Annotated in this window: 11 protein-coding genes, 1 tRNA gene and 1 riboswitch; of the genes, 2 read left to right on the forward strand and 10 right to left on the reverse strand. The window is 46.5% G+C overall.

What is annotated here, in order from left to right; translation table 11 throughout:
- Positions 1-138: 138 nt before the first annotated feature.
- Both G3352_RS22945 and G3352_RS22950 read right to left on the reverse strand, forming a co-directional pair.
- Positions 139-4047: a X2-like carbohydrate binding domain-containing protein gene (locus G3352_RS22945; protein WP_163760327.1), complete on the reverse strand. Its 3909-nt coding sequence runs from the start codon at positions 4045-4047 to the stop codon at positions 139-141.
- A gap of 331 nt (positions 4048-4378) precedes the next feature.
- Positions 4379-4462, reverse strand: a tRNA-Leu gene (locus G3352_RS22950).
- Positions 4463-4833: 371 nt separating this feature from the next.
- Positions 4834-4965, forward strand: a riboswitch (cyclic di-AMP (ydaO/yuaA leader).
- A 5-nt stretch (positions 4966-4970) separates the two neighbouring features.
- Between G3352_RS22950 and G3352_RS22955 the strand changes: the two genes are divergently transcribed.
- Positions 4971-5435 (forward strand): C40 family peptidase, encoded by a 465-nt coding sequence (locus tag G3352_RS22955; protein ID WP_163760330.1) that lies wholly within the window; start codon positions 4971-4973, stop codon positions 5433-5435.
- A 114-nt stretch (positions 5436-5549) separates the two neighbouring features.
- On the opposite strand, the gene G3352_RS22960 is transcribed toward G3352_RS22955, so the two are convergent.
- The 4 genes from G3352_RS22960 to G3352_RS22975 form a co-directional block, all read right to left on the reverse strand.
- Positions 5550-5879, reverse strand: coding sequence for a carboxymuconolactone decarboxylase family protein (locus tag G3352_RS22960; RefSeq protein WP_062322073.1), 330 nt, complete (start codon positions 5877-5879; stop codon positions 5550-5552).
- Positions 5880-5996: 117 nt separating this feature from the next.
- Positions 5997-6215, reverse strand: a complete 219-nt coding sequence (locus G3352_RS22965) for a hypothetical protein (RefSeq protein ID WP_076289379.1) — start codon at positions 6213-6215, stop codon at positions 5997-5999.
- Positions 6216-6339: 124 nt separating this feature from the next.
- Positions 6340-6669 (reverse strand): hypothetical protein, encoded by a 330-nt coding sequence (locus tag G3352_RS22970; RefSeq protein ID WP_024629266.1) that lies wholly within the window; start codon positions 6667-6669, stop codon positions 6340-6342.
- Between the two features lie 98 nt (positions 6670-6767).
- Positions 6768-7349, reverse strand: coding sequence for a xanthine phosphoribosyltransferase (locus G3352_RS22975; protein ID WP_063564778.1), 582 nt, complete (start codon positions 7347-7349; stop codon positions 6768-6770).
- Positions 7350-7554: 205 nt separating this feature from the next.
- Between G3352_RS22975 and G3352_RS22980 the strand changes: the two genes are divergently transcribed.
- On the forward strand, positions 7555-8613 hold the full coding sequence (locus G3352_RS22980; RefSeq protein WP_163760334.1) for a YkvI family membrane protein: 1059 nt from the start codon (positions 7555-7557) through the stop codon (positions 8611-8613).
- 89 nt (positions 8614-8702) lie between these two features.
- Here the strand turns inward: G3352_RS22980 and G3352_RS22985 are convergent, their stop codons facing one another.
- The 4 genes from G3352_RS22985 to G3352_RS23000 all read right to left on the reverse strand — a co-directional run bounded on the left by G3352_RS22985 (position 8703) and on the right by G3352_RS23000 (position 12837).
- Positions 8703-9833, reverse strand: coding sequence for a glycosyltransferase (locus G3352_RS22985; protein ID WP_163760337.1), 1131 nt, complete (start codon positions 9831-9833; stop codon positions 8703-8705).
- A 389-nt stretch (positions 9834-10222) separates the two neighbouring features.
- Positions 10223-10777 (reverse strand): GNAT family N-acetyltransferase, encoded by a 555-nt coding sequence (locus G3352_RS22990; RefSeq protein WP_163760340.1) that lies wholly within the window; start codon positions 10775-10777, stop codon positions 10223-10225.
- Between the two features lie 101 nt (positions 10778-10878).
- Positions 10879-11934 (reverse strand): hypothetical protein, encoded by a 1056-nt coding sequence (locus G3352_RS22995; RefSeq protein WP_163760344.1) that lies wholly within the window; start codon positions 11932-11934, stop codon positions 10879-10881.
- Positions 11935-12033: 99 nt separating this feature from the next.
- On the reverse strand, positions 12034-12837 hold the full coding sequence (locus tag G3352_RS23000) for a Cof-type HAD-IIB family hydrolase (protein ID WP_163760347.1): 804 nt from the start codon (positions 12835-12837) through the stop codon (positions 12034-12036).
- Positions 12838-12880 lie beyond the last annotated feature (43 nt).

A 12880-nucleotide genomic window follows, 5' to 3' on the forward strand; every position in this document is an offset into this window, starting at 1 on the left:
TTAACATTTCCGAAGTTCTTTGGTTTGAGATGATACGCGACTCCAAAAACCTGTTTTTGTGTACAGTAACCCTCCTTTTCCATACCTTCTTATCATTCAGAAAAAAGGGGCCGAGATGGCCCCCAATCCTAGTTCACATCATTTCTTCTTTGGTTCTTCCCCCTCTGTCCGGGGATTTACAATCTGATCGACCGATGCTGCTTCAACATCACCAAAGGCCCAATGTGTGGAAGGAACATCCTTCCACTGCGCCCGCGAAACGTTCGTGAGCGGTGCTCTGCCCAAAGCTCTGTTGATTGCTACAACGGCTTCCGCTCTTGTCAGTAAGGCATTCGGTCGAAAAGTTCCATCACTATAACCTTTCAGAATGCCTGCGCTTTGCGCTTTCAAAATGGCTTCCTTGGCCCAGTGGCCACCGATATCCGAGAATCCATCGCCTGAAGTATCGGAAGCCAGACCGAGAAGGACCACAAGGCTGGCCATCTCCGCACGAGTCAACGGCTGATTTGGCTTAAACGTGCCATCCTTGTAACCATTCATCAGCCCCATCTTGCTTACCTTAGCAATGGCGTCGGCTCCCCAATATTCAGTTTTAACGTCACTGAATGCAACAGCAGATCCTGTGGCTTCTTTCTCAGATACCAATGTGAGTATGGTTGCCATCTCTGCACGGGTGAGTTTGTTATCTGGCTTGAACAAACCGCCCGGATATCCTTGAATATACGCCTTGTACAGAATATCTTGACCACCCTCTGTTCCTATTGTCCCGTCTGTAGTTCCAGATTCAGGAGTTGGCGCTGGCACAGAAGTGTCTGAAGGCTGGACGACTGGAGTCGATGGTCCGCCTGGATTGGATGGACCGCCTGGATTCGACGGATTGGACGGATTCGTTGGTTCACCGTTTCCGTTTCCAGTAGGCACAGTAAATTTCAGTTGATCGGCCAGCATAAGATCACCAGATTTTTTCACAACTTTGAGTGTATGCTGACCTTTCACCAGTCCTGAGATGCTGTAAATCTCCTGCATTATTTGGCGACTCGGACTGTATGCGTTCACGGTTTGTTTCAGCTGTCCATCGACATAGATATCGACTTCCCCTTGCTCCGGTCCCATAGGTGTAATCAAGCTTATTCCGGTACCCTTGAAGGTATATTCGAAGAAAGCTCCATCCGCCGTCGTAGAATGTACGTCATTGAGATAATCACCGCCGAAGGAAAAACTGAGATTTAACGTTCCCACAGGCTGGGCAGCAAGATACGATTTTTTCAGTGTAACTCGGTTCCCTGCAACTGTATAATCGGACCCCGGAACCAGATCAAATGATCCGTTAGTAATACCACTGAAGCTTTCCGCCTGTTGCAGCAGCGTCACATCAATGTCCGTCTGAGCGGAAGCTGACTTGTCGAAATCCGTGGTTACCGGATTAATTAGATTCGGAAGCTCAACTTTGAGCATATCGAGCAGCATGTATTCCCCCGATTTCTTCACTGCCTTGAGCGTGTGCTGCCCATCCGGCAGCCCCGAAATGCTGTACAGGTTCTGCTGTGCCAACCGACCGTTACGATGGGCGCTGACTGTTTCCTTGAATTGGTCGTCAACATAGATATCCATGTCTCCCTGTGACTGGTCAACCTCCGTAAATAACTGGATCCCCGTTCCCTTGAAGGTGTATTCAAAAGAATCATCGTTTTTTTCGGTATACTGCACATCGTCCTTATAGTCACCCAAACCTCTGCCAGTGCTTCGTGACCAGGAGCCGTTGTACTTGATTGCCGGATCGTCGTTATTGATCATTATAAATCGAATGCCCGTAGTATCGCTGATCCTTATTGCCAAAGACTGCGGATCACCCGCGCTAAAGATTACGTTTAGACTCGTTGTCCCTATAGGCAGCTGCGTGAGGTACTGCTTCCTGATAGTCAGCTTGTCATTGACCACCGTGTAGTCGTCTTCACTGAGGAGCACCCCGTCATTTTCAACGCCGGTCAGCGTATTGCCGTTCAAGGACAGCCTCACGGTGACATCCTTCTGTTGTTCCGTCTCCTTGTCAAAGTTTGCAGAGGTCGGACTAATGGTGCTGTTCTGCCCTCCAGGAGGAATTTCCATGGTTACTCTAAGCGCATCCAGCAACATATACTGGCCCGAGCCCTTGACCACCTTCAAGGTATGTGGGCCGTTGTCCAAATCAAGTTTGCTGTACAAAACCTGCTGGACTTCCCTTTCTCCACTGGTATAGGCGTTTACAGTTTCAGGTGCTCCATTATCGAGGGTGACAATCATGTCTCCTTGGTCTTTATCCTTCTCCGTCAGCAGTTCAATGCGAGTGCCCGTGAAACTATACTCAAAATAATCGCCGTCTTTTTCAGTAAAATGCACATCGCCATTGTAATCACCGTAACTTCTGCCGGTATTGGAGTTCCATGAGCCCGTGTATTTAATACTGCTATCATCATCATTAATGTAGACCTCATTGGTAACAGTGGCGGCATCTTCCACGGAAATTGAATTTGCAGCATTGTCAGCTTCAGCGTCCAAGGTACCCTCTTGACTGCTATTCGCTGGACCAGTACCAGAGGATTCCTTAATCGCTATGCTCAGATCCTGTCTCCCATCTGTCTGCTCCTTGCCCCCGTTGCGCTGCCAATCCCCGCTATAACGCATGCCTGTATCATCGTCATTGACGGCTGATGTGCCTTTCAACGCTGTTACTTTAAGCATTCGAGAAGCATGGGGTTCCAGCACGCCGCCACTGAATTCCTTATTAAAGGTTCCCAGTTCGGAACGACTCCACAGGTCGCGGACCGAAGCAGGACCGTTGAGGCCAAGATCGCTCCATTTGACTTTAACCTCCGCACTCTGGTCGCCCAAATTGAACAAGGCTACACTGTAAGTACCATCTCCGTTATTAGCGTACCAAACCTGCTGCTGGGTCTCCATGGAAACCGGATGGCCTGGACGTCCGGCCTGATTGACGGCAATGACTTCGTCATTAGTAAGCAATTCCAATCCATAGCTGTCCAGCCTTGTTAAATCATTACCTGTATAAAGCGGTGCTGAAGAGATAGACCAGAAGGTCGTGGCGGTTTGCCGCTCAACCTTGGTCAGACCATCCATCGAGCCATTCCCGACATTCAGTGAATCGAAGTCGTTCCAGCCTCCGGGACCTGCATCCCGCCACCAGAGGGCCGCTATGGGAAATAAGCGTGAAATACTCGACCACTCCGTTAAGCCCTTACTGCTATCGTAGGCTTCAACATCCCAGTCGATCCTCCAGCCGTTTGCATACTTTTTCCAGAAGTCCACGTAATTGTGATCAAGCGCCCAGGAAAGCTCAAACCAGATGTTATTCCTGTCCAGGGCTTTGGACCATGCCTCCACATCACCGCGTGCATCCCGGCTCAGGTTATTAATTCCCGATCCTGGCGTCACACTATCGAATTTGACAAAGTTGATACCCCACTCGCCAAGAAGATCCGCGATGGAGTCAATGTACTTCTGTGAGCAAGGGTTCGAAAAATCAATTTTGTACGTGTACGAATCCCAAGCATCCATAACAACGAGCGGTTTTACTGCAATATCTTGCATACGACATGCCCCGCCCGTCCCATAAACCTCAAGGTTTTTATCATAGGCTGTGATTGATAATCCAGGAATCAGATAGATTCCGATCTTCTGTCCGTTATTATGGACATAATCGATGACCTCCTGAAATCCATTTGGATAAAGAACAGTACTCGGAATAGGACGGCCGTATTCATCTTCGTCACCGTTCCAGCCAGCATCAATATTAATGTATTCATATCCATGGGCTTGCAGCTTCTCACGCATCGCATCCGATTGCTTCTTAATACTCTCAGCAGATGTCCAGTTACCCGCCCCGTCATATACCTGCATGCTGTAACTGCTCCAACCCATATACGGCTTTTGGGCCAGGCTCTTATCTGCTGCTTGTGCCACATTACCTGTCGTTCCCATAATTCCGAACTGCACTGCCGCAATCATGAACACCATGAAACACATTGCCATCCTTTTTCCGATTCGTTTCAAATTATCCCTACCCCCTCTGAATTTGGTCAATCAAATTCCTGTTGATAGCGCTTCCATACGAGAAGAGAATAGTGTATGGTGGATTTCCAGGATAGGTACAATTCGGTATTTTACGTACAATTAGCCTGAAATATAGGGGCAAACCGTCGCAGAACAAACATATTTCCATTAATGGATAAATAAACAAATAAAAACTTCATCTTTGCTCAAATTAAGGGAATGGGTTGAAGACAACCAGGATGAGCAATCACTCTAATTCGTAAACAAAGAAAAAAGGTTCCTAGAGTGGCAGTAATGCCATTCTAGGAACCTTTCTTCGTATTACATATGATGCGGTCGAGAGGACTCGAACCTCCACGGGGGTTAGCCCACACGGACCTGAACCGTGCGCGTCTGCCAATTCCGCCACGACCGCGTATATTGTATCTCCGAGAAATTATATCGCGGCGACAAGAAATAATATATCATGTGCAGGTAATTAGTGTCAACAAAAAAATAATTCCCCTTCTAATGTGTAAAGCTATATTCCTCCATCATTTCATGCAAAACCAATACTATCAACATGCACTGTAATACATACCCACCTCTTCTTTCAAGTTTTAGGAAGCTGGAATCCTGCATTTGAAACAGTAGTTACTTTTTTGTCATCTGTTAGAACCCAACATTCGAGTTATTTCTACATAAATAGCGATAATTCCGTTAACATTGAGATGATAAGAAGTGTTCAAGAACGGTTTGACATTTTCGCATTTATGCAATATAGTTTCAAAAGGTTACAAAAACTTAATTATTCATTTGCCGAGTTTCATGTTTGAAAACGGGGGAACCATTTTGGGTGAATTATTCTTATACATAGGAAATATAGGGAACCTTCTACCGAACCCTTAGCTAACTCCGTAGGCATCGAAGGGAGAACAAAAATTTTGAAAAAGCTTATCATCTCCATTTTTGGAGCAGCAGTACTATTTACATCCGGTGCAGCAAGCACAGAGGCAAGCAGTATTAACACCGTCGTTAACAACATGACTGGCATACCTTATAAATGGGGCGGCACAACAATGGCCGGATTTGATTGCTCTGGATTTATGAGATATATTTTCAACAAATATAGCATTGAATTACCACGTACTTCCCAGCAACAAGCTAAGGCCGGAACTCCTGTATCCAAAGCTAATCTGCGTACGGGTGACCTGGTATTCTTTAATACGATGGGTAATGGTATTTCACATACAGGTGTATATATCGGGGGCGGACAGTTCGCTCATGCTTCAAGCAGCAAGGGCGTTAGCATCACACAATTATCTAATCCTTACTTCAATGATCGTTACGTAACAGCACGCCGGGTAACAGGACAGTTTATGTATAACAAAATGCTGGGCAAAATATAAGTTAAACAAGAAAAGGCTTCGGTTATAACCGGAGCCTTTTCTTCGTCTATCTTTGTCTACATTGATATTGATTCTAGAGATACGCAAGGTCATAATCAGTCTTAACCAAAGCTTTTAATGTAAAGCCTTCTGTACTCTCATTGCACCCTGAGACAACGCATGGCCTCCGCCAACAGCTCCAGCCACAGCAACCGTCTCCATAATCTCCTGATCGGTCGCTCCTTTGGCACGCGCTTCTTCCACGTGGTAAAACGTACATACCTCATTGTTTGCAAACAGTCCAATGCCCAGCGCAATCAGCTGTTTGGTCTTGGCATCAATCGCCCCTGCCTGAAAGCACTCTCCAGTGAACTCATGATAAGACTTCACCACAGCTGGCAGCACGTCGCTTAATTCACCAATCTGATCTTTATAGGCATGGACCTTATCATTCATCAATGTCATGGTTACCGCACATCCTCTCGGCTGATATGTTACAAGCTCTCACTGTACCTATCTTTTCTCCCGAGAGGTGTAATTATGCCAAAACATCCATGGTAAATGAACCTAAAAACGCCTGTCCTATTCTTCGAGCGGGCTCTTACGTGGTTCGCTGAACAACTGATACTGATAATTCCGATCAAGCTTAACCACACGACGATTCTGACGGCGAATGAGCACCTGCTCCCCGTCCCAAGCCACTACAATGCCTGTCACATCATTAGACTGAATCTCGTCCCGTACTACCCTTACTTTCTCACCCGATAAACGCAGTGCATCCAATTCTGCATCACTGATCATATTCATGGCGCCTACTTTCCCAAAAAAAATTATTTACAAAAAGAGACCTAAATGAAAAGTCATTTAGGTCTCACGTGACTGTATTGGACTGTCATGTCATTCGAAAATATGTCCCGACTGAAAGTTACCGCTGCGCGTGCTCTTTGCTGTCGTTCTTCTCAAACCAAAAATCAAGCACTTTGGCGGACATCACACGTTCTTCAAGGTACTCCACTTGATGCGGTGTAAATTGTTCTTTCCAAGAGAAGGACAACTCTTCGCACAAGCCTACAATCGTCAGCAATTCTGACCAGGCAACGTAGCGTTTGTACCAGAAAAATTGAGGATGTTCAATCATATAGGGATAAAGGTCATCGAATTCCGTATGTTTACAATCCAGGGCACGCTCAAAATGTACTTTCGATTCCGCCAGCTTATCAATAAAAAATTGTTCTGTTGCCGGTTGGTTACCCATGGTGTTGCCTCCTCTCCCTAACATAACCCCATTATAAATGAAATCAGCGGTCATGCAAAGGCATTGTTATAAAAATAGGCACTTTTTCCTTTAAAAAGTCACAATTCGTTATCGTCAAATTGCACGGTACCATCGTTCAATGAACGAATGCGCACCAACGCTTCAACCGGGATGCCCTGCTCACGAATGGTGCGCGCTCCGGCCTGAAAACATTTTTCGACCACAACACCGAATCCAACCAGTTCTGCACCCGAACGTTCGATAATTTTAATGACACCACGAGCGGCATCGCCATTCGCAATGATATCGTCAATAAACAAAATGCGGTCATTCTCATGAATATATTCACGGGACACCATAATATCCGTTACAATCCCTTTGGTAAAAGAAGGTACTCTTTCACAGTAGGCATCGGGGTCAGCCAAAAGTGTTTTTTTGCGACGGGCAAATACCAGCGGAACACCCAGTTCATGTGCGGCAGCAAAAGCGACCGGAATCCCGGAAGACTCCACTGTAATGACCCGAGTTACCCCACTTTCACGAAAACGAGCGGCAAATTCCCGTCCCATTTCCATCGTCAATGCAGGGTCAATCTGGTGATTCAGCAGACCATCCAGCTTCAGCACCTGATCTGACATGACTACGCCTTCTTGTAAAATTCGTTGTTTCAATACTTCCATAATTTGACCTCCCAAGCCTATCCTATGACGTAAAAGTATCATAGATCAGGCTCTCAGTTCAAGCGAAATTGCCTTTGCTCTTGTTCAGAGCATGTTAAATGACCCTTTGCCAAACTTCAATTGTCATGACTTTGACGGGTCAAGCATACCTTGTACCATGGCACCCACATGTCCAAACTATTCAGGGGCCTGAGAGGGGAAACGCATGAAACAGGCATTTCGGGTGCTGCAGATCGCATTTACATACATTGGAACGGTAGTAGGAGCCGGCTTTGCAACAGGGCAAGAGATATTGCAGTTCTTTACCCAGTATGGCAAATGGGCCACTATTACCATTGGCTTATCGACCATGCTCTTTGTCTGGTTAGGTACAAAAATGATGCTGATTGCCCATGATACCGGCTCGCGCTCTTACGAAGATCTCAACAAGCATCTATTCGGTCATAAAGCAGGAAACTGGATTACATGGGTTACCCTTGTAATTCTCATTGGAGTAAACAGTGTCATGCTGGCCGGAGCAGGGTCGGTCTTTGTAGAGCATCTAGGGCTTCATTACCAGACCGGACTGATTGTTACCCTTATAGGTACATATCTGCTGCTTGGACGGGGTATTCAGGCTATTCTGCAAATGAACAGTATCGTGGTGCCCATGATGCTCCTGCTCTCTCTGCTTATGATCACCAGCACCATACATCATCCCGGCGCAAACCGATTTATTACATTAACCACGGACAGCAATCCAATCCAGGTCTGGTTATCTCCTCTTTTGTATACTTCATTCAACCTGGCACTTGCCCAAGCAGTGCTCGTTCCGGTGGGTAACCAGATTCGCAGCCGAAAGGTACTCAAATGGGGCGGCGTTCTGGGCGGGATTGGTGTAGGATTCATGCTTATGGCAGCCCACTTCGCCATGTCAGCCCAGATGCCTGGCATCACACAATTTGAAATTCCGATGGGCAGCATTGCCTTTCAACTTGGATGGGTAGTCCAGTCCATCTATGTATCCCTGATTTTTATGGAAATCTTCAGTACATTTGTAGCCGATATTTATGGAATGACGCTCCAACTCAGGCAGCATGTCCATGTACATCCCAAACTAATCATACTGGCCATCATGCTGCTATGTTATTCGCTTAGCCAGTTTGGATTCAGTTCCCTGCTCTCTATCCTTTACCCCATTTTCGGCAGTTTGGCACTAATCTGGGGTGCAAAATTAGTTATGGATCGATGGGGAAGCTTTGGAGATCGTAACAAACACCTATAACAACGTATTTTTGTTGCGAAACATCATTTCCCTAAATATAAAAAAGCCGCTGTTTACGCAGCGGCTTCCTTCTTTTCCCTTTCCAGAAGTTAGAACTGGCTCGGGAATTGCAAATACATTTTTTTCAGTGCATTGACCGATCTGCCCAAAGAGTAATGGGTTTTGGCCTTCTCACATGCCGAACGAGCGAGCTCATAACGGTACGCCGGGTCAACCATCACCTTCTCCAGCGCTTCTGCCAGTGCAGACGGATCTTCTGAAGGTACCAGCAAGCCGTTACTGCCGTTCTCGATCTGCTCTGGTATGCCGCCAACATCTGTACCTACAAGGGCGAGACAGCTAAGCGCTGCTTCCGCGAAAACAGACCCGAACGCCTCCGCCCGCGAAGGAAGTACAAAGATATCAAAAAATGGCATGAATTCCTCCGGGTGCAGCGTGTAGCCATAAAAAATAGTCTCATTATAAATGCCCAGCCGCTGGGCTAATTCTTCCAAGTCTGGACGGATTGGTCCGTCCCCAATAATATGAAGTACGTAATCATGCCCCCGCGCTTTCAATTCCGCACAGGCTTTGAACAGAATATCCAGCCCTTTCGCCGGAACCAGACGGCATACGGTGACTAGCTGTGGTATCGCATTCTCATGGGGGATTGGCTTAAACCTTTTCTCATCAAAACCATTCGGAATCACACCGATAACATCGGGATGCTGTACATAGGGAGCCAGATAACGACGGAAAGAATCCGATACTGTTAACATCCGCTCTGCCTGATGCTCCAGCTCACCATAGATGGCCAACAGGAATTGATGCTCCGGTCCATCCGGCTCAATGCGTCCATTCAGTATCAGCTCTCGCTCATAACTGGAGTGGATCGTTTGAATGAGAGGAACATCCGGAAAAACCTTCTTCATTGCAAGCCCCGCAATAGGGTGATGGGCATGAATCAGATCGTAAGGCTTCTGAATACGCAGCTTGGTCCACCACAAATAATCCCGGTAGGTTTGCATATATTTTTGCACGACAGGACTGTCCTGATACTGAGTCCAATCGAACGTCTCAAACTGGATATCTTCCCTGCCCTTGTTGCGAATTCGCTTAGGCAGCGAGAAAAGATCCATTTCCCACCTCGGGGTTGTAAACCTCTCTTGCATATACGGAATCATAGAGGATACTCCTCCGGGCTGCTCCGGAGGAAAGAAAAGCGCCTGCAGCAATCTCACCGTTAGTTTCCCCCTTTCTAGCATAAATCTTTTCATTACATCTTCAATCATGATATATCAGAACATATGTTCAGTAAAGGTACAAAATGAGATTCCTTATCACTCGCTCATTTACAGCCGAATACTAGAATTCATTTCAATATCAATTGTACCATGTTGCATCTGACGCTGACGACATTACGAATACTGTTAGGTACTGGGGAATTCCAATGGAAATAATTGCGTAAGCCCTTACTCCGGAGTCGTATATACAACATATTCAGAAGATGCTCGGCTAAGAAGCGAATGTATGGATTGAAAGTTAAACCTCTTTGCCCACATGCAAATGAAAGCCGGTGAGCAGTGGTAGCTCCCGGCTTTTGAATGCACTCGATATGTTGCATACAGTGTTATACAGACAGATGTGTGACCGCCTTCTCATACGTACTGAAGCCGTCTGTCTCTCCCACAAAAGTATAGTCATTACGCACATAGAATGCGTTCAATGTTGCGTTCTCGGCTCCACAATCCAATCGGACGATATGTTTGTCCTCAAACTGTATCCCGCTGCTGGACCATTGCAAAATCGCCCTTCCCAATCCACTCTGGGCATACTTTCTGCGAATGGCTAATCGGTGCAGATAAAGTGCGCCATCCCCGGCATGCGCTTTGCTTCCCCACAAATGCAAATCCCATGCACTTGGCTGGCTCATCAAAATAACCATGCCAGCTACGTCAGAACCCTTTTTAAATACAAATACGTCGCCACGCTGAATAGCCTCCGCCGTATTATGAGAATCCTCACCTTTTAACAACGCATTCCATTGAGAAGACCCCTGGCTCCGCAGCCATTCGGCTGTTTCCATAAGCAGAGACATCACATCCTCCGTGTCTTCGGGCTGAGCCTGCAATGCCTTAAATTCATCATTAATGTAGTCTGTTGTGATACTGAATGAGTGCTTCATGATTCTCCTCCACTTCCAGGTCTCTCTTAAACTAATGGTACTATACCGGGAAATGGCTTTTTCGTCAAAAAGAAAACAAAAAAGGTAAGAGGCTATGCCTCTTACCCTTCAATCTTCGCTTCATCGATAATTTGGTTTCGGTATAACATCGTGAGATGTAATGTATCAAACTCAAGCTCTTTGTCCAGCTCTCGCATCAGAACTTCAACCAAACTCTTTCGTTGAACACTTGTGCCGGGAACCTGATAATCGATATAGCCTGACAAATCTGCTTGTGAGGTATCAATCGTTGCTGTACCTACAGGTAAGCCTCCGCGTTCTTGTAGGTACAGTTCATATACCCGAAATTCCCGATCTTTGCGTACCAACATGACATAACAGGCTTCTTCAGCAGCTTCAATCTCTTCGAGATCTTCTTCGGACACTATCTGATCATCATCCGCAAAATCTCGGTGTACCCATTCCGCCGATTCCAGCTCCTGCCCTTGATGCCACATGCGGATCGTAATCGTATCGATGATTTCTTCATCCAGCTCTCGTACCAGCAGCTCGGCAGCCGCATCCTGATAATTCTCTGCCGGTTCATCATACCAGTGGATCTCACCCTGTACATCAGCACCATATTGTTTCAGAGAGGCTTCGGCCAGTTCCTGTCCATTGGCGTCATTAAATACATAGGTGGAAATGCTGCGTCCGGCGCTTACAAGCTCCATCTCGAGCAAATGTTCGGGGTCTTCATATGTAAATGATTCGGCTTGTGAGCCAGGAATGACGTGTACTTCATTTACATCAGCTCGACCATTCTGTCCATCGTGATTATACGTATCTTCAGACCGTGAAGACTGAATTAACACATCCGTTTGAGACTGTGGCTTCTGTAACACAGAATACAGTGTACCGCAGCTTACAAGCACTTCATATTCAGCAGCACTTACCGCATCCGCGAGAGAACGAATATATTCGTGCACCTGCTCCACAATATACTGTTCTGTCTCGTCAGGTAGCGAATTTTGCTCAATCTGAAGGCTGCCGGATACCCGATCCCCTTCCCTGAACACGAGCAGCAATGAACCCGCATATTGACCCTCCACCATTATATCCTGCACTTCGCCACCTGATGTACGAAGATCAGGAATAAGCTCTACTTTCAGTTCCATGCACCTGTCCTCCTCGGTTCCTAACGTTATTCTATTAGGTTACCCTTGAGAGCGACAGTTTATAAGATACAACGCTATTCAGATTTTAAGAGCGAACTATTAGACGGACAACACATATTTTTGGATAGCGTAGGCCACACCCTGATCGTTGTTCGAAAGTGTAACCTCATCCGCAGCAGCCTTAACTTCCTCCGGGGAATTGTCCATCGCAACCCCTTTGCCTGCAAAGGTCAACATGGTGATGTCATTATAGTAGTTACCTACCGCCATGATCTCGGAAGGCAGGATTCCTTTTGCTTCGGCCAGTCTTTTTAGGGCTGCACCTTTGGAGGCTTCGGGATGCATCAGATCAATGAAAAAATCACCACTGCGCGTCATATAATATGGAAGATTCCAGGTCGACCACTCCTGTTGCACCGCATTCATCTGCTCGATGGGTCCAAACGCAGTGAATTTGGCAAGCGGCTCTGTCATATCCGCCCATTGCGGCAGCTTTAATGGCTCTGCCATGAAGTTTTGATACATTTCGCGTACCTGCAACTCCAAACCTTCCGGCTGATCCACATAAAGTCCAAACGCTGTGTTGATATCAAAATGCACACCTTGCGTACGGCAGTAAGATATGAAAGGCTCCAGCCCCTGTCCATCCATGGCAAAATGGTGCACTACTTCTCGAGTCTGGACCTGTGCAGTTACCGCTCCATTATGTGTAATGACATATCCATCAAGTCCCATCTGTTCCATAAACGGAATCGTATTCGCAGGACCTCTGCCTGAACACAGAACAATCTCAGCTCCCTGACGGGAAGCACGAATTAAGGTCTCTTGCGTCATTTCGGTAAGTTCATGATGATCATTAAGCAGCGTTCCATCGACATCCAGTGCGATTAATTTAATTGTCATGTCTTCATTCCTTATCTGTAAAAGAGTCGCACCCACCCAACCC

Source organism: Paenibacillus sp. ALJ109b (assembly GCF_010747435.1).
GTDB lineage: Bacteria > Bacillota > Bacilli > Paenibacillales > Paenibacillaceae > Paenibacillus > Paenibacillus taichungensis.